This window comes from Candidatus Vagococcus giribetii (assembly GCF_017316185.1).
GTDB lineage: Bacteria > Bacillota > Bacilli > Lactobacillales > Vagococcaceae > Vagococcus > Vagococcus giribetii.
This window is the reverse complement of sequence record NZ_JAFLVX010000012.1, coordinates 13,162-31,488: the sequence shown is the minus strand read 5'-3', so window position 1 is coordinate 31,488 and position 18,327 is coordinate 13,162. Positions and strand designations below refer to the sequence as shown.

At 34.2% G+C, this 18,327-nt stretch carries 20 protein-coding genes and 1 other annotated feature; of the genes, 7 read left to right on the top strand and 13 right to left on the bottom strand.

Annotated elements, in window-relative coordinates; translation table 11 throughout:
* Positions 1–368 precede the first annotated feature (368 nt).
* The 3 genes from DOK76_RS04155 to lspA all read right to left on the bottom strand — a co-directional run bounded on the left by DOK76_RS04155 (position 369) and on the right by lspA (position 2,251).
* Entirely contained in the window at positions 369–797 is a 429-nt protein-coding gene (locus DOK76_RS04155; RefSeq protein ID WP_206965200.1) for a Fur family transcriptional regulator, read from the bottom strand.
* Between the two features lie 68 nt (positions 798–865).
* Positions 866–1,789 (bottom strand): cysteine synthase A, encoded by a 924-nt coding sequence (cysK, locus tag DOK76_RS04150; RefSeq protein WP_206965199.1) that lies wholly within the window; start codon positions 1,787–1,789, stop codon positions 866–868.
* 3 nt (positions 1,790–1,792) lie between these two features.
* On the bottom strand, positions 1,793–2,251 hold the full coding sequence (lspA, locus tag DOK76_RS04145; protein ID WP_206965198.1) for a signal peptidase II: 459 nt from the start codon (positions 2,249–2,251) through the stop codon (positions 1,793–1,795).
* Positions 2,252–2,474: 223 nt separating this feature from the next.
* Between lspA and DOK76_RS04140 the strand changes: the two genes are divergently transcribed.
* Entirely contained in the window at positions 2,475–2,678 is a 204-nt protein-coding gene (locus DOK76_RS04140) for a cold-shock protein (RefSeq protein ID WP_206965197.1), read from the top strand.
* Positions 2,679–2,698: 20 nt separating this feature from the next.
* On the opposite strand, the gene DOK76_RS04135 is transcribed toward DOK76_RS04140, so the two are convergent.
* Positions 2,699–3,133: an EbsA family protein gene (locus DOK76_RS04135; RefSeq protein ID WP_206965195.1), complete on the bottom strand. Its 435-nt coding sequence runs from the start codon at positions 3,131–3,133 to the stop codon at positions 2,699–2,701.
* An 83-nt stretch (positions 3,134–3,216) separates the two neighbouring features.
* Here DOK76_RS04135 and DOK76_RS04130 point away from each other — a divergent pair, with 83 nt between their 5' ends.
* Together DOK76_RS04130 and tyrS are read left to right on the top strand one after the other, a co-directional pair.
* Positions 3,217–3,624 (top strand): ribonuclease HI family protein, encoded by a 408-nt coding sequence (locus DOK76_RS04130; RefSeq protein ID WP_206965193.1) that lies wholly within the window; start codon positions 3,217–3,219, stop codon positions 3,622–3,624.
* A 58-nt stretch (positions 3,625–3,682) separates the two neighbouring features.
* Positions 3,683–3,884: a binding site (T-box leader), on the top strand.
* A gap of 52 nt (positions 3,885–3,936) precedes the next feature.
* Positions 3,937–5,205, top strand: a complete 1,269-nt coding sequence (tyrS, locus tag DOK76_RS04125; RefSeq protein WP_206965192.1) for a tyrosine--tRNA ligase — start codon at positions 3,937–3,939, stop codon at positions 5,203–5,205.
* A 38-nt stretch (positions 5,206–5,243) separates the two neighbouring features.
* Here tyrS and DOK76_RS04120 read toward each other — a convergent pair whose 3' ends face one another.
* On the bottom strand, positions 5,244–5,510 hold the full coding sequence (locus DOK76_RS04120) for a hypothetical protein (protein ID WP_206965190.1): 267 nt from the start codon (positions 5,508–5,510) through the stop codon (positions 5,244–5,246).
* A gap of 134 nt (positions 5,511–5,644) precedes the next feature.
* Here DOK76_RS04120 and DOK76_RS04115 point away from each other — a divergent pair, with 134 nt between their 5' ends.
* Complete coding sequence (locus tag DOK76_RS04115) at positions 5,645–7,048, top strand: TrkH family potassium uptake protein (RefSeq protein ID WP_206965188.1); 1,404 nt, start codon at positions 5,645–5,647, stop codon at positions 7,046–7,048.
* Positions 7,049–7,101: 53 nt separating this feature from the next.
* Here the strand turns inward: DOK76_RS04115 and DOK76_RS04110 are convergent, their stop codons facing one another.
* The 6 genes from DOK76_RS04110 to DOK76_RS04085 form a co-directional block, all read right to left on the bottom strand.
* On the bottom strand, positions 7,102–7,494 hold the full coding sequence (locus tag DOK76_RS04110) for an OsmC family protein (protein ID WP_206965187.1): 393 nt from the start codon (positions 7,492–7,494) through the stop codon (positions 7,102–7,104).
* A 2-nt stretch (positions 7,495–7,496) separates the two neighbouring features.
* A complete protein-coding gene (locus DOK76_RS04105; RefSeq protein ID WP_206965185.1) occupies positions 7,497–8,399 on the bottom strand; it encodes an ABC transporter ATP-binding protein in 903 nt (300 codons plus the stop codon).
* Positions 8,392–9,273: an ABC transporter ATP-binding protein gene (locus tag DOK76_RS04100; protein WP_242542197.1), complete on the bottom strand. Its 882-nt coding sequence runs from the start codon at positions 9,271–9,273 to the stop codon at positions 8,392–8,394. Before DOK76_RS04100 ends, DOK76_RS04105 begins: the two co-directional genes overlap by 8 nt.
* A gap of 13 nt (positions 9,274–9,286) precedes the next feature.
* Complete coding sequence (locus DOK76_RS04095; RefSeq protein ID WP_206965182.1) at positions 9,287–10,114, bottom strand: ABC transporter permease; 828 nt, start codon at positions 10,112–10,114, stop codon at positions 9,287–9,289.
* Entirely contained in the window at positions 10,115–11,071 is a 957-nt protein-coding gene (locus DOK76_RS04090; protein ID WP_206965180.1) for an ABC transporter permease, read from the bottom strand.
* 76 nt (positions 11,072–11,147) lie between these two features.
* Positions 11,148–12,704, bottom strand: coding sequence for an ABC transporter substrate-binding protein (locus tag DOK76_RS04085; protein WP_206965179.1), 1,557 nt, complete (start codon positions 12,702–12,704; stop codon positions 11,148–11,150).
* Positions 12,705–12,964: 260 nt separating this feature from the next.
* Here DOK76_RS04085 and DOK76_RS04080 point away from each other — a divergent pair, with 260 nt between their 5' ends.
* From DOK76_RS04080 to ald, 3 genes are all read left to right on the top strand, one after another.
* Positions 12,965–14,308, top strand: coding sequence for a Mur ligase family protein (locus DOK76_RS04080; protein WP_206965178.1), 1,344 nt, complete (start codon positions 12,965–12,967; stop codon positions 14,306–14,308).
* A 1-nt stretch (position 14,309) separates the two neighbouring features.
* Entirely contained in the window at positions 14,310–14,996 is a 687-nt protein-coding gene (locus DOK76_RS04075) for a type 1 glutamine amidotransferase (protein ID WP_206965177.1), read from the top strand.
* Between the two features lie 139 nt (positions 14,997–15,135).
* Positions 15,136–16,248 (top strand): alanine dehydrogenase, encoded by a 1,113-nt coding sequence (ald, locus tag DOK76_RS04070; RefSeq protein ID WP_206965176.1) that lies wholly within the window; start codon positions 15,136–15,138, stop codon positions 16,246–16,248.
* Positions 16,249–16,298: 50 nt separating this feature from the next.
* On the opposite strand, the gene DOK76_RS04065 is transcribed toward ald, so the two are convergent.
* Together DOK76_RS04065 and DOK76_RS04060 are read right to left on the bottom strand one after the other, a co-directional pair.
* The gene (locus DOK76_RS04065; RefSeq protein ID WP_206965175.1) at positions 16,299–17,171 is read right to left on the bottom strand and encodes an ROK family protein; all 873 of its coding nucleotides are present in this window, start codon (positions 17,169–17,171) and stop codon (positions 16,299–16,301) included.
* Positions 17,172–17,190: 19 nt separating this feature from the next.
* Positions 17,191–18,270: a GntR family transcriptional regulator gene (locus DOK76_RS04060; protein ID WP_206965174.1), complete on the bottom strand. Its 1,080-nt coding sequence runs from the start codon at positions 18,268–18,270 to the stop codon at positions 17,191–17,193.
* Positions 18,271–18,327: the final 57 nt, after the last annotated feature.

Here is an 18,327-nt window from a genome sequence, read left to right as displayed (position 1 = left end):
TGTTTCTACTAGGTAGAAACGCCCTACACATTTGGTTTGTCTTACTTTGTTCAGTTTTCAAAGGTCTAATCTTTGTTGCCTTAACAACTTTTATATCATACAACATTTCGAAAACCAAGTCAACAACTTTTTAATAAAAAGTTTAACTTATCAAATCAATTTGTTGTTATTTAATATAAAGCTCTCTTAGCAACTAAATCAGTCTAACACAGTGAGAATGATAATTCAAGTGTTTTTTTGATTTTTATTTAAATGTTATTTTAACGTCGTATCTCTCGTAACGACATTTATTAATATATCAATTGTGATAAAAAAAAGCAAGCATAATTTTAAATTTTTTTAAAATAAAAAAAATAGACCTTATCGATCTATTTTTTTTGACAATCAGGACACAAACCATACATTTCTAAACGATGCTCTCTAACAATAAAACCAGTCAATCTTTCAGTAGCTGCTTCCACATCTTCAAGCCCTGGGTAATTAACATCAACTATTTTCCCGCACTCATCACAAATCGCATGATAATGTTTTGTTGATGTGAAATCAAAACGACTAGAAGAGTCCCCATACGCCATTTCAGTTACAAGTCCGATACCTGTAAACAATCTCAAATTGTTATAAACGGTAGCTACACTCATATTAGGAAAGCGATGCTCCAAATGTTTATAGATTTCATCTGCAGTTGGATGGCTTTTACTTTCTACCAAGTACTCTAATATAGCGTATCTTTGAGGTGTTATTCGAATGTTTGCTTCCTTCATTTCTTCAATTGCATGTTCAACAATATGATTAGACATTTTTATCATCCCTACATATTTTATATTAAGTTCATTTTACTACTATTTATAATTATTATCAAGAAAGATTAATTATCAAAACTATATAAATTAGTAGATAGGTATCTTTCCCCATTATCAGGTGCTAACGTTACGACGTTTTTATTAGGTCCTAATTCTTCGGCAAGTTGTCGAGCTGCAAAAATAACCGCTCCAGCTGAGCCACCAACTAAGATACCATCAGATTTCCCCATATATCTTGCTGTATCTAAAGCATCTTGGCTAGGAACTCCAATTACTCCATCGTAGACTTCTGTGTCTAATATTGTTGGTACAAATCCTGCACCTATCCCTTGAACTCTATGTGGAGCATGAACACCTCCGCGAAGAATTTCTGTTTCATTTGGTTCAACTGCATAAATTTTAATATCAGGATATACTTTTCTTAATTCATGACCCACACCTGTCAATGTTCCACCTGTTCCAACTCCAGCTATAAATGCGTCTATTTTTTCCCCTTCAAAAGCGTCAATGATTTCCTTAGCAGTTGTTTTTTCATGGGTAGCTGGATTAGCTGGATTGTCAAACTGGCGAGTTAAGTAGTAACCATTTTTCTCTGCTAACTCTTCAGCTAACTTGATAGATCCAGTCATCCCTTCTGCGCCTGGCGTCAACATAACTTCTGCACCATATGCCTTCATAAGCTTTTGTCTTTCAACAGTCATCGTATCAGGCATTACCAATATAACATGATAACCTTTTGTGGCACCAATCATTGCTAAACCAATACCTGTATTACCGCTAGTTGGTTCAATGATTGTTGCTCCTGGTTTTAATAGCCCTTTTTCTTCTGCATCTTCAATCATCCCTAAGGCAATTCTGTCTTTAACACTTCCTCCAGGGTTGAAAAATTCAAGTTTAACAAATACATTAGCTGATTCTTCAGGTCCTTTTAATTTTAGAATAGGTGTATTTCCGACTAATTGACTAACATTACTAATAATTTTACTCATCGCTCATTCTCCTAATTCTTTTTTATTTTCAAAAAATAAAATATAAATAAATATACAAGCTACTCCTACAACTAATGAAACATCTGCAAAATTAAAAATCGGAAAATTAAAAAGCTCAACTTGGAACATATCTACTACATAGTTGAGTCTCACTCGGTCAATAAAATTACCAATTGTTCCACCGATAATTAAACTTAAACCAATTGTTAGCCATTTACTTTCATTACGATGTTTATACAACATATAAGGTAAGATTGTTAAAGCTACTAATGTAATAACAACAAAGAACCACATTCTTCCTTCTAATATACTCCATGCTGCTCCGCTATTTCTAATATGGGTCAAAGAAAGGATCGGATTATTAAACACAGTTTCATAAAGTTCGACATTTTGAACAGTCCACCACTTGATCAACTGATCAATAACTACTGATAAGCCAGCAATAAAAACATATAAAAACATTTGATTCCAACTTTCTACTATTATATATTTAAAATATTTCATATTTTGTTAATTACTTTATACCTTTACTAGTATATAACAACTAGACTAAAAAAAGAATCAAAAAGTAGAATTTACCTACTATTAGTTAGTTATATAAAATCCTGACATGTGTTTGACGGAATAATCCATAAACCGTATAATAGTTAGTAGGTAGGCAAAAGACCACTAGGGGGTATTTAAAATGAAAATTGGTACTGTAAAATGGTTTGATGTAAAAAAAGGGTATGGTTTCCTTGTTTATGACGAAGATGAAGAGATTTTCGTACATTTTACTGGAATTAATCAAGAGGGATTTAAACTACTTTTTGAGGGACAAAAAGTGGAATTTTCAATTAAAGAAGGTGCCCGTGGTCTACAAGCAACAAACGTTATTGTGATTGAATAAAATTAAAAAGTGTTGACATATTAGTCAACACTTTTTTTAATCCCTGTAATGTTTCCTTGAAATGCTTTTTCTTCATTGATTTTTTCAACTAAGGCATTCTTAGAACGTGGAAACATAACGTAAGCATAATCTTTTTGATTAGTGGTTATTGTTATACCGTGGCTACCTATCGAAATCTTTTGAATTTTCTCTAAATCGATTTGGTATCGGTTTTTCTTCATAATGGCAAACACTTTTAATTGTTCATTTGTTAATATCATCTTTCTTCTTGTGCCCAAATAACCAAAGCCTAAAAAAATCAAGAAAGTTATGACACTAAACAAATTAATTCTTCCTTGTTCTTCCATTAGCCCTATCATGCTTAAAAAGAAGAAAACAAATGTCATCGACCAATAAATCACTGTATCAGGAAGATCTGGTTGATATCTAAAAACATGTATTTTATTTGTACTCATACTAGCCTCCTATTTACAACGACCCTACAATTACCTATCTTACCACAAGATAAAAAAATAAAAAATAAAAACGGAGAGTTGTCATGATAAAAATTTTTATTGATGCTGCTACCCACCAATCAAAAGCTTTAAGTGCTGGTGGTATGGTACTAATCAAAGATAATAAACAAGAACAAATTCATCAACCACTGTCAGCTTCTACTAATAATGAAGCCGAATTCGAAATGCTTGTATTTGCCTTAACTCATTTACGTAATCAGTCTCTAACTAATGAGATTATTTTTATTTATACAGATAGTAAGATTGTGATTGAATCTCTACAAAAAAAATATGCAAAAGATCCGCGTTTTTCAAAACACTTAGCAACCATTTTAGAGTTAAGTTCACAGTTTCCCACTCTTTTTATTGAATGGATTGACGAAAAAGATAACAAAGGTGCTGATAACTTAGCTAGACAAGGCCTTCAAAAAGCCCTAAAAAGTCATAGCTAAATATTTTTTTCTTTAGTTGACAAATCAAATCTTTTGATTTAGGATTATATCAACGTTAATAATATTTGTATTAGGACACAGTAGGACATTATCACTGTTTTATAGAAAGTCAATGGTTGCTGGAAATTGACACAAATAAATGTGCGAATTACACCTAATAAAGAAAACAAATAATCGACTTGTTCTCGTTACGAACATAGAGAGTGTGTTTTTAACACAAACTTGGGTGGTACCACGGAATCTATTATTTCGTCCCTATGAAGATAATCTTCATAGGGACTTTTTTTATTTATTTTAGAAAGGATGATAACAATGACAACAAACATTATCGATGAATTAACATGGCGTGACGCAATCAATCAACAAACAGACGCAGAAGGTTTGCGTGATTATGTAGAAAATAATAAAATTTCTTTATACTGTGGTGTGGACCCTACTGGAGATAGTATGCATATTGGACATTTAATTCCCTTTATGATGCTTAAACGTTTCCAACTCTTAGGTCATCACCCATACATTTTAATCGGTGGAGCTACTGGAACAATTGGGGATCCAAGTGGACGTACAAGTGAACGTCAATTACAAAGTATGGAACAAGTACAACATAACGTTGACTGCTTAACTAACCAAATGAAACGTTTATTCTTTGATGAGAACAATGACCAAGAATTAACAATGGTTAACAACTACGATTGGACAAAAGACTTAACTCTATTAGATTTTTTACGTGACTACGGAAAAAATTTCAACATTAACACAATGCTTGCTAAAGATATTGTATCAAGTCGTTTAGATACTGGTATTTCTTTCACTGAATTTACTTACCAAATTCTCCAATCAATGGACTACTTACATTTATTCCGTCATCATGATGTGCGTCTACAAATCGGTGGAGCTGATCAATGGGGTAATATCACCGCTGGTCTAGACTTAATCCGTAAAAAAGAAGGTGCTGAAGCTAAAGCTTTTGGATTAACAATTCCTTTAATGCTTAAAGCTGATGGAACTAAATTTGGTAAAACTGCTGGTGGAGCTGTATGGTTAGATCCTGAAAAAACATCTCCATACGAATTCTACCAATTCTGGTTAAACCAAGATGATCGTGATGTAGTTAAATACTTAAAATTCTTCACTTTCCTTACTCAAGAAGAAATCAATGCGTTAGCTGAAAAAGTAGAAACAGAACCTCACAAACGTGAAGCTCAAAAAACATTAGCTAGCGAAATGACATTATTTGTTCACGGTGAAGAAGCGTTAAATGATGCTTTAACAATTACTGCTGCTCTATTCTCAGGAGATGTGAAACAATTAACATCACATCAAATTGAAGATGGTTTCAAAAACATGCCAAATGCAACAATTGGTAAGGAGACACTATCAATTGTAGATTGGTTAGTTGAAACAAACATCGAACCATCAAAACGTCAAGCTCGTGAAGACGTTACAAACGGCGCTATTTCTATCAATGGTGAGCGTGTAACTGATGTAGCTACAGACATTACAGCTGAATTAGCAATTGATGGAAAATTCATCATCGTTAGAAAAGGTAAGAAAAAATACACACTAGTTAATCTAATTTAAATAAAAAAGAAGTTGACTCATTGAGCCAACTTCTTTTTTTAAACCAATTTTTTTACTGGTATTTTCTTCAACAATAAGAAAAGACTAGTTGCTAAACCATTGGCACTTGCCAACATCAATAGAGTCAAGGACGACATATCAAGATGACAAACATAAAGTATCAGACTATTAAACAACACTTGAGCAGCTATCCATAAGAAAACATCGTTCCCCTCTTTGTTTTCTAAACGACCTCTCTTTTGCCAAATAAATAAACTAATGACAATAAAGGCAATACTCTGAATTTGTAGTAAATTTAGCAACATATTCTCCCTCTCCCTTACTTACCTACAATATTACTTTTTGATCTCTTTGTCCTCCGTCGTTAGTCTGATTATGTTTTGTCTTTTTATTTTTATCTTGCTATACTTAAACTAGTAAATCAACTAAAGGAGCTCTTATGTTCAAAAGAAACTGGTCTGTTTTTAGAATCAAGCGAACTGGAAATCGATTTGTCAATCGGCACTTCTCTTCTATTCAACTGATTTTCTTATATTATGTCTTAATGACTTTCATTTCATTTATCTTACTCAGCTTGCCTTTCTTTCAGAAAGAAGGAGCTAATGTCTCACTTTTTGATACGTTGTTCATGGCTATCAGTACCATTAGCGTTACTGGTCTAAGTACTTTTAATATTAATGAAGTTTATAATGAGCGCGGTATCGTTCTATTAGAAATTCTATTTCAAGTTGGTGGTCTTGGTATCATGATGATCACTACCTTCTTCTTTATTCTTTCTAGAAAACGTATTTCCTTAAAGAGAAGACAATTAATCATGACTGATATGAATTCACCCAAATTAAGTGGTAGTGTGAAGCTAATAAAAAACACTGTTTACACGTTATTAGGGATTCAGTTGATTTTTGGGATTATCTTTTCTATTCGTTTTTATTTTTCAGATCATCACGAAACCTTAAGAGAAGCTATTTTTCAAGGCTTTTATCAATCCATCTCTGCTGTAACAAACTCAGGATTTGATGTCACTGGTATGTCTGCAACACCTTATGCCACAGACTATTTGTTTATCACTTTTCTTATTTTTCTTATAATGATCGGTGGAATCGGCTTTCCTGTCATCATGGAATTCAAAGAATGGCTCTTTCATAGACGAAAAAAACATGATATTCCATTTCGTTTTTCCCTATTTAGTAAACTAGCTATTAGCATCTATTTGATTTTATTTGTTTTCGGGACTGTTGCTGTTTACTTATTAGAGCGTAATCATTTGCTGGCAGATATGCCTGAGATTCAAAAGTGGATGACTTCTATGTTTTATTCAACTACTACTCGTAATGCGGGACTTCAAATGCATGACTTGAGTTCTTTTCAGACTCCGACACTCTTATTATTTTCTATGTTAATGTTTATTGGGTGTAGCCCTAGTTCTGTTGGTGGTGGAGTTCGTACCACAACAATCGCAATTATTGGTCTTTATATGTTGTCCTTCATCAAAGGTGAGGAAAACGTGACAATCTTTAGTCGCCGTATTGAAGATCGTGACATAAAAAAAGCTGTTGTTGTTTTTAATTTATCTCTAGCTATGTGTTTTTTAGCCGTTCTTATTTTATCTATCACAGAAAATCAAGATATGATTGCAATTATTGTTGAAGTTGCCTCTGCTTTTGGGACGACAGGACTTTCATTAGGCATCACACCCGACTTAACCTTTATTGGAAAAATCATTATTGCTATATTAATGTTTGTCGGACGTATTGGTATGCTTTATACATTGATGGTCTTTGTTCCTAAAGAACGCCAAGACCACGGCTACTTATTCCCAAGCGAAAAAATTATTATTGGTTAATCAAAAAAGAGGATGACACAATTGTCATCCTCTTTTCGTTTATATGTTTTTGATTAATTAAATACCACTGTTTCAATAACCTCAATGGCAGGATTTAAAGATTGAATCACTGGGCAATGTTTAGAAATTAATTTTAACCCTCGAGTCGCTCGTTCTTGTTTATCATCAGCAACACTAACAAAAAATTGTAACTCAATTTTTTTTACAGGTTCACTTTTAATTGCTTCATCACGTTCATAGACAATTTCGACTCTGTCAAACGTATAATCAATTCGAGAACTCTCTAAAATACTTTGATAGACATATGCCCCACATGCGCCTACAGCAGCAACCATGCTTTGAACAGGTGAGTAACCTTTTTCTCTAAGTAATACCCAATTACCTGATTCAACCGGTAACTCCATACCTTCTTTTCCTTGAACCAATTGTAGTTTATCCATTGTCATCTTTATCTCTCCTTTAAAACAAAATGATTTGGGCTAACTTCAACCCACTCTGTTTGTTGATCCAAATCAATCTCTTTGGTTAGTTGATTTGATGCATTTGCCATAGCCTCTCTTGCTTTTTTAGGATCAGGAATTGGCACAGCTTGTAACAATTTCTTTGTATAATCATGTTGCGGGTGACTGAATATTTCTTCAGTTGGTCCTAACTCCACAATTTTCCCTAAATACATAACCGCAATCCGATCTGAAATGTAGCGAACCATGGATAAATCATGGGAAATAAACAGATAGGTCAATCCAAGTTCTTTTTGAAGGTCAATTAATAAATTAATGACTTGAGCTTGAATGGAGACATCTAAGGCTGAGATAGGTTCATCACACAGAATAAATTCAGGTTCCGTGACAACTGCACGTGCAATACCAATTCGTTGTCTTTGTCCCCCACTAAATTCTTTAGGATACTTGGTAAACATCTCTTCTGTAAATCCAACTTTTTCAAGAATGGCCTCTGCTTTTTTACGAGCTTCAGTAGCATCAAATTGTAACAATAAAGGCTCTAAAACAAGTTCAATAGCTGTTAATCTAGGATTTAAAGAGGAATAAGGGTCTTGGAAGATGATTTGCATCTCTTTTAACCATTTGCTTTTATCCTTCTTCTTCAAAGAAGTTAAATCCGTTTCTTTGTAGTAAATAGCTCCTTCATCAATTGTTTCAAGTTGAAGAACACTTCGTCCGAGGGTAGTTTTGCCACTTCCAGACTCTCCAACTAAGCCCAAAGTTTCTCCTTGGTAAATACTTAATGACACATCATCAATTGCTTTAACAATGGTTTTCACTTGACCAAAATTATTCTTCACAGGGAAATATCGTTTAATATGATTGATGTTGATTAATTCCTTAGGCATTCTTATCACCTCGATTAGCAAGAATTTTATGGGTTGGAGATAACTCGATCATCTGAAGACCTTCTTGATTCACATCAATCACTTCTGATTTATTAAGTGAATACAATCGATCTCCTTTATCACCTGTTGGAATAGCTTTTAGCAACTCTTTTGTGTACGTATGACTTGGATTGTAAAAGACTTCATCAATTGTGCCTTCTTCTACAATTTTGCCATCATACATCACACGGATACTTTGACACATACCTGCTAGAACACCAAAATCATGGGTCACTAATACTACGGTTAGTTCCTCTTCTTTTTGAAGCTTACGAATAAGGTCTAAAATTTGAGCTTGGATAGTCACATCTAGTGCCGTTGTAGGTTCATCTGCAATCAAAAGTTTTGGTTTTGCTAAAAGAGCCATAGCAATCATGATTCGTTGTCTCATACCACCTGATAACTCGTGAGGATATTGCGTCATTCTTTTTTCAGGATAGGTAATGCCAACTTTTTCTAACTCTAAAATAGCTAATTCTCTCGCTTCTTTTTTTGACACTTTTTGATGTCTGACAACTACTTCAATCAGATGAAAACCAATAGTTCTTAAAGGATTAAGTGATGTCATTGGATCTTGAAAAATCATGGCAGCTGGTATTCTATCTTCTTTATTAATTACTTTGCCATCAAATAAAAAAGAATTATATGTCATCTTACTTCCTACTGGTAAGATGTTCATGATTCCTTTCATGGTCATACTTTTACCACTACCAGATTCTCCCACTACACCAACAATTTCTCCTTTAGGTATCGTTAAATCAATACCTTTAATAATAGGCTGAGTAATTTTATTTTTTTTAGCAATATCGATTTTTAAATTGGTTAAATCTATCATGTTTTCAGTCATATTATCCCTCCACACTGCTTAATTCACGTAAGTAGTTACCTAAACTATTAAATGAATAAACCGTTAGTATGATAAAAAGTCCTGGCAAAATGGCCATATAAGGAGCTTGTTGTAAACTAGCTTGTGCATTTTGCAGTAGACTTCCCCAAGAAGCAATCGGCGGTTGAATACCAATTCCTAAAAAGCTTAGAGCCGACTCCGTCATAATAGCAGATGAGATACTACCTGTTGCAGCGACGATTAAAGTTGGCATCACTGCTGGTAAGATATGTTTTCTAATGATTGTACTATTTTTGACACCGATAAATTGAGCATAGATTACATATTCTCTTTCTTTAACCGATAGTGTTTCTGCTCGGATTAAACGAGCAATGCTCATCCATGAAAAACATCCGATAACGAAAATAATAGTAACTAAGCCTGGTTTTAATAGAACACTCAATACGATAACTAACACTAGCCATGGAATAGATGACAAGATATCGACAAAACGCATGAGTAAACTATCAATAAAGCCGCCATAATAACCTGATACAACACCAACGACTGTCCCAATAAAGGTAGATGTTATCATGGCTAAAACACCAACTAACAAGGAAATACGTCCCCCATAAATCACTCGAATGAAATAATCTCGACCAACTTCATCTGTACCAAATAGATGACTTAGACTAGGAGAAGCCGACATTTGTGTGACGTCTGTTGCATTTGGATCGATTGGAAGTAGCGGTGCAATCAAAGCTAATACTGAAAGTAGGATTAAAAAAATCACAGGAAACAAGTAGCTTTTGTGTTCTTTCATTAATTGAATTGCTTTTTTTCGATTCATTTAGTTGTCCCCCTGACTAATCCGAGGATCCACAATAGTGTATAGAATATCAGATAATAAATTTCCTAAAATAACTAAAGTAGCCGATAATAGCATCACAGCCATAATAACAGGAAAATCTAATGCTTTAGTTGCTGACATTAGGTAAGGTCCAATCCCTGGCCAACCAAAAATGCTTTCTGTAATAATAGCCCCTGTTACAAGCATAGGTAGAGCTAACCCGATTTGAGTCACAATAGGTAGTAACACATTTTTACTGACGTGTTTTAAAAATATTTTTTTTTTTGTTGCCCCAAATGATTGTTGAACCATTACATAATCCTCAGATAACTGAAGAAGGGTTGATGACCTCACATAACGAGTCAAATCCGGGAAAAAAGCAACAACTAATACCAAGTAAGGCATAATAAAATGCTGAAGAAAATCACCTATGGAATCTTCTTTACCTACTGTATGCATACCTATAATAGGTAGTAAATCTAGTTTGTAACCTAATAAATAAATTAATAGCATAGCAAACCAAAATGTTGGCATCGAAATTCCTACTGAACAAATACCATCAATTAATTTATCAATCCATTTACCTTTGTTAGCTCCTGCTAATAAACCAAGTCCAATCGCAATAATCATAGCCGTTACATAAGCTGGTAAAATAAGTTTAATTGTATTTGGAATTCTAACAAGTAACTCTTGGCCGATACTTTGTTGACTAACTAGTGAATGACCAAAGTTTCCCTGAAGGATTTCTTTTAGCCACATAAAGTATTGAACTAAAAAAGGCTGATCCAATCCATATTTTTGTCGGAGTAATTCCACCGTATCGCTAGACATATTTGGTGTGGTAATCGAATCAATGGCATCATAAGGTGCTAATTGAATCAATGAAAACACGATAAATGACACGATTAATAACAACGGGATTACTTGTGCAATTCTTTTTAAGACATATTTGAGCATCGTCATCCATCCTTAATGTTTAATTGACAGAAAAAAACTTCGCAGACAGATTACTTGTTTGCGAAGTTTTTCCCCATTACTTGATCGTTAATTTTGAGACATCCTCAAATGTATAAATTGGAATCAAACCTGCTTTTTCGACATCTTTGATTTGCTTATTGACTGCTAGAACTTTTTTACTATCAACAATTGGATAAAAGACAGCATCATTAGCAATTTCTTTTTGTAAATCTCCGTAGATTTTTTCACGTTTACTTTGATCTAACTCAACAGCCCCCTCATTAAATAATTGGTCTGTTTTGTTACTTGAATAATGGAAATAATTAGCAGATCCACCTGTTTTAAATAGCGATGAATACAAATCAGGGTCATTCCCCATAATATAGCCACCCATGAACAAGTCATATTTTTGAGTTCCTTCTTTTTGCATCTCTGCAAAAATTGCAGTTGCATCTCCACCAGCTAACTCTAAAGTAATCCCTGCTTTTTGAAGTTGTTGTTGCATTAAAGTTGCTTGAATCGTTTGAACTGGATCATCCGACGAAAAGGCCAAATTGATTTTTAACTCTTTCACACCAACTTCTTTTAATAGCTCTTTGGATTTATCAACGTTTGTGTTGTAAGTCTCAACATCTTTTGTTGCAAACGGATTGTTTGGAGGTAAAATTGAGTCTGCGTTAGTGTAATATTTATCTGATAAATAAGCTGCCTTGTTTAACTCATTTTTATCTAAAGCATAAAAAACTGCTTGGCGAACCTTTTGATCTTTTAGCTTCTCTGAATTATTATTAACACCCATGTAACCGACTCTGTTTTCGCTATATTCATAGGTATTGATATCTGAATTTTTTATATCTTCTATATTATTAGGTAAAATATAAGACGCATCAATCTCACCTTTTTGAAGAGCTACTTTTGTTGTATCAGCATTTGCGATAATTCTAAACGTCACATTCTTAATATTGGGTTTACCACCATAATAAGAATCATTTGCTTCAAACTGTAAGTATTCACCACGTTTATAATTAGTTAATTTATAAGGTCCCGTTCCAACAGGGTCTGCTTTTAAGGCATTCCCAGAAAAATCTGGTTCATTTTTAAAGACATGCTCTGGCATAATATATGTTTCAGTGGCAATATTGTTCATTGCTGCTGCACTCACTGAAGGTAGATCAAATTTAACTGTGTAGTCATCTACTTTTTCTGCAGTTACAGGTTTATCACCTACCCACAGACTATCTGCGTTACCATTTTCTTTTTTTGCTTTTTCATTATAGGTAAAGACAACATCATCTGCAGTGAATTTCTCTCCATCAGACCAAGTCACGTTATCTTTTAGTTTAACTGTTACAGATTTACCGTCACTTGCTGGTTCTATCTCTTTAGCAAGCTCCATTTTTTGTGAACCGTCTCCTTCAATTCTAACAAGTGGTGAATAAATCATATTCACTGTTGTTAGTCCCCAACGATCACTGACCGTAATCGGGTTTAAAGAAGTTGGATCTCCACTTATACCATAAGTAAAAGTATCCGTGTCTTTCTTTTCTTTTGGTGCTTCTGTCTTATTAGAACCACAAGCACTAAGAGCTAAGCCCAATACTGCTGTCATTCCAAATAGCCATTTTTTTTCCATCAAATCTCTCCCTTTGAAAATGATTAATTGATTTAAAGGATCTTTTAACCACAAATTTTTTATATAGTTTCCTATATAATGGCATTAGTATAGTTAATGAACTAGTGAAGGTCAAACATTATTACTCGAAAATTCACTTTTATTTCATAATTTACTTAAATATCCATTTAGTTTGTGTCTTATTCTTTACTTTTATTAAAAAGATAAAATATAATATGGTATCATGTATTAGTTGATGTTGAATTAGGAGGAAGTTTTATATGAGTTTACGCAGTTCTTTTGCCACACTCGCTGGAAAAACGAGTCGTTGGTTTTTACAAACCTTTTTTAAAGGTGGTAGTAGTTTACCTGGAAAAATCGCTTTAACAATTGATCCAAATGTGTTAGATCAGCTAGCTAAGGATTATCATATTATTGTTGTCACTGGGACAAATGGTAAAACCTTAACAACTGCTTTAACAGTCAATATTTTAAAACAAGAATTTGGTGAAGTCTTAACTAATACAACTGGAGCAAATATGCTTCAAGGAATTGTTTCCACTTTCCTTTCTGCTAAAAAGAATAAAAATGGCAAAAATTTTGCTGTTCTTGAAATAGATGAAGCTAGTCTTAGTAAAGTAACTGAGTTTTTAACTCCTGAACTTTTCTTATTTACAAATATCTTTAGAGATCAAATGGATCGATACGGTGAAATTTATACAACTTATCAATTAATTGTCGATGGTGCCAAAAAAGCACCTGAAGCAACGATTTTAATGAATGGTGACCTACCTATTTTTAACTCGATTGATACTATTAACCCAAGACAATATTACGGATTCAATCACGAAGAAGATCAAGAACTACAAGCACACTACAATACTGATGGTGTCCTTTGTCCACATTGCCATCGTGTGCTTCAATATAAGATGATTACTTACAGTAACCTTGGTAAATACTATTGTCCAAATTGTGATTTCAAACGTCCAGAGTTAACTTATCAGTTAACTGACCTAAAAGAGACAACAAACGTCTCTGCTAAATTTGTCATTGATCAAGAAGAATATAGTATTGAAGTCGGTGGACTTTACAATGTCTACAATGCCCTAGCAGCAACAGCTGTAGCTGAGTATTACGGTATTTCTCCTGAAAAAATTAGATCTGGTCTTGCGTATGACGAAAAAGTATTTGGTCGTCAAGAAGTGATAACCATTGATGATAAAACTTGTACACTCGTCTTAGTTAAAAATCCAGTTGGTTTAAACCAAGTAATTGACACGATGAAGATGGCACCTTTTGATTTCTCTCTAGTTGCTCTTTTAAATGCCAATTATGCTGACGGGATTGATGTGAGTTGGATTTGGGATAGTCAGTTAGAGTTATTACAAGATATGGATATTCCTAAAGTCATCTCTGGTGGTGAACGAAAAGAAGACATGACATTACGCTTAAAAGTTGCTGGTATTAACGAGGAGCTCTTAACTGAAGTACCTGATTTAAAATCTGTTATTTCAGAAATCAAAACAGCTCCAACTGAGCATGTCTATATTTTAGCTACTTATACAGCCGTTCTAAATTTAAGAAAAGAATTAATTCAACAAGGTTATATTAAGGAGGCTAACTAGAATGGAAACTTATACATTAAAGGTTTGCCATCTTTACGGAAATTTATTAAATACCTATGGAGATAATGGAAACTTACTTATTCTAGATTATTATGCCAAACAACTTGGCATTCACTTAGAAACAGAGATTATTAGTATTCATGAAGAATTTAATGAATCAGATTTCGATTTTGTCTTTTTTGGTGGCGGACAAGATTTTGAACAATTTATTGTTTCTGAAGATATTCAAGCAAAAAAAGAAAACCTGATTAACTACATTGAAAATGATGGTGTGATGTTAGCTATTTGTGGTGGTTACCAATTACTGGGTGAGTACTACATTGGGGCAAAAGGTGAAAGAATCAATGGTATTCACGCCCTTCCTCATTACACCCTCAGCCAAGATAACAATCGTTTTATTGGCGATATTGAAATTTATAATGAGCAATTTAACGAAACTTATTACGGTTTTGAAAACCACAATGGTATCACTTTTTTAGGTGAAGGTGAAGAACCTCTTGGCGTTGTTAAACAAGGACACGGAAATAATGGAAAAGATGGTTCCGAAGGGGTTAGATACAAAAATGTTATCGGTTCATACTTCCATGGTCCTTTATTAGCAAGAAATAAAAACTTGGCTTTAAGAATTTTAAATATGGCCATGAAGAAAAAATACAACATTGAATTTGAATTAGAACAACTTCATTAAGCAAAAAGACGAGGCTAACTAGCTTCGTCTTTTTTCTAACTATTTTCTCATATTTTTCATAAAGTCTATAGTATCTTAATTTTTTAATGTGTATAATTAAAGGAGAGAGTTTTTTAACTCAATGATAGGAGGAATCTCAATGAAAATAGGGATACCAAAGGAAATATTGAATAATGAAAATCGTGTGGCATTAACACCACCCTTCGTCAAAACACTCGTAGCGAGTAATCACGAAGTTGTCGTTGAAACAAATGCCGGTCTAGGATCTGGATTTACTGATGAAGAGTACCAAGCAAGCGGTGCTAAGATTGTTAATACAGCACAAGAAGCTTGGGATGTAGCTTTAGTCTTAAAAGTAAAAGAACCTCAAGAATCTGAGTATGTCTTTTTTAAACCGGGTCTCATTCTATTTACCTATCTTCATTTAGCCCCTGTCCCTAAATTGACAGATGCTTTATTAGAACACCAAGTAACTGCGATTGCTTACGAATCAGTCCAATTAGCAGATGGTAGCTTACCTCTATTAACGCCTATGTCAGAAATTGCTGGACGCATGGCCCCACAAACAGGTGCTTTCTTTTTACAAAAAACCAATGGTGGATCAGGCGTGTTGCTCTCTTCTGTACCTGGTGTTGAAAAAGGAACTGTGGTTATTATCGGCGGTGGTGTGGCAGGTTCAAATGCTGCTAAAGTAGCAATTGGCTTAGGAGCCAAAGTCCGTATTTTAGATGTGAATCAAAAACGTCTAGCTCAATTAGAAGACATTTTTGGTAATTCCATTGAAACTGTTATGTCAAATCCCCATAATATTCATCAATCAGTGAAACAAGCTGACTTAGTCATTGGTGCTGTATTGATTCCTGGTCGTAAAGCACCTACTCTTGTTACTGAAGAAATGGTTAAAGACATGAAACCTGGATCTGTTATTATTGATATTGCAATCGATCAAGGAGGAATTTTCGAAACAACGGACCGAATCACCAATCATGACGAACCAGTTGTTGTTCATCATGGTGTCCTTCATTACGCTGTTCCAAATATGCCAGGAGCTGTTTCTAGAACTTCTACTCTAGCTTTGACAAACAACACGTTACCTTATATTCTTCAATTAGCAGATAAAGGATTTATTCAAACCGTAACAGACAATACTGCCCTAGCAACAGGTGTTAACACTTATAATGGTGTTTTAACTTACGAGCAGGTTGGTATCGATCAACAAAGATCTTTCCAACCACTAGTAGAATTAATTTAACTAAAAACAGGAAACTACAAGAGAGCTTATCTCTATAGTTTCCTGTTTTTTTAATGATTTGTTAGCTCTTTTGCTAAAGTTAAACATCCTAATGTGCCAGCATTATCCCCTAATTTAGGTAAAACAATGTACTCTTCAATTGCTGGATACGTCACATAACCATTCATTAATTCTTCAAAAAGATCTCTCACTTTTTCGATTAAGTGAGACTGATGCATCACACCACCACCTAAGATAATCACATTAGGTGACAACATTAAGGTAGTTTGATAAATACACTGAGCCAAATAGAGAGCTTCTGTCTCCCAAAATGGATCCTCTTCACTTAACCTATCACCTGTTTGACCTAATCGTTCTTCAATTGCAGGTCCAGAAGCCATCCCTTCAAGACAATTGTTATGAAAAGGACATTTTCCTTTAAAGTTATCTTTTGAGTGGGGCTTAACAAGCATGTGCCCCATCTCAGGATGACTAAATCCTTCAATAAATTGATCCTTTTGAATCGCCCCTCCGCCAATGCCTGTTCCTACTGTGTAATAAACCACATTAGATTTTCCTTTAGCACTTCCTAATCGATATTCCCCGTAGCAAGCCGCATTAACATCTGTCGTAAAAGCAATGGGTATATTAAAATGATTCTTCATCGTCCCTAACAAATCATAGTGTTGCCAAGCTAGTTTAGGTGTTGACGTGATATAACCATATGTCGGTGATTCTTTATTAATATCAATCGGACCAAATGAACCAGTCCCAATACTTGCTAATGAGTTCTCGTAACGACTAAAAAACGCAATCACCTGCTCCATTGTTTCCTCAGGAGTAGTTGTGGGAAAACTCACTCTTTCTATAATAGTTAAGTTCTCATCCGATACAGCACAAACAAATTTAGTCCCTCCAGCTTCAACTGATCCGTATCTCTTCATAAAAATCCCCTTTTCTTTTTTATCCATTAGGTTCATTTAAGCAACTGCTATTTCTAACCACTAACCGAACAGGTATTGTTTGGTGCTGAGGAACTTCCTCTTTAGTCGTTAAGGCATTTAAGACAACACCACAAGCCACTCGACCTATGTCGACAAAATTTTGTTCGATAGTTGTTAGCGTAGGATAGCTTAATGATGCTGCTTGAATATTGTCAAAACCAACAATTGCTACTTGGGAAGGAATAGCGATACCTCTAGCTTTTAAATAATTAATCAACTGAATCGCTAACACATCGTTTTCCATCACAATGGCAGTGATTTTCTCCTGAATAACTTGCTCTTTAATCTGCTCTAAAAATGCTTCTTTTCTGTCCTCTTTTTTTTGAACCAAATGAAAAGATTCATTAATCCCCGCTTCATGAAGTGTATTTAAATAGCCCAGATATCTGTCTCTTACAGAGGAGGCATTCATCTCTCTTTTTGAACTCCCAAAAGCTATTTTTTGATGACCTTGCTCAATTAAATGCTTTGTCGCCAGTTGACCTCCTAGTAAATTATCTGCCGATACGGCACTAAAAGGTAACCCATGAAAAAATTTATCCAAAATAATAATCGGCAGATTGTTTAAATGTAGCTGATACAATACGTCTAAACTATCAATACTACTTTTTGGGTAATAAATGATTCCAGCAAATTTTGTTGTTAACTCTTCAATAGAGCTATTTTGAAGAAAGTTCTCTGTCTGAACTAATAACTCAAAATCAGTTCCTTCTAAGGATTCTAAAATACCTTGGGTGTAATCTCCTAATCCCGTAATTTCTCCTGAAAGAAACGGATAAACAAGCAGTATATTATTAGGTACGTAAGACGAAGTAACCTTTTGTTCCCTTTCTTTTACAAAGCTACCTTTTCCTCGTTTTCTAAAAATTAATCCCGCATTTTCTAACTCTGTTAAGGCTCTTTTAGAAGTGATTCGACTCACTTGATAGGTTTCAGAAAGTTCCAACTCGGTTGGTAAACGCTCATTCGCCTGGTAAATAGCGTTATCTATATCTCTTCTTAAATCATCAACTATGATTTGATATAAAGGTTTTGTCACATTTTTCCAACCCTTCTCAAGCTTGATTAAAAGGTATAAGCATCTCTCAGACTATGC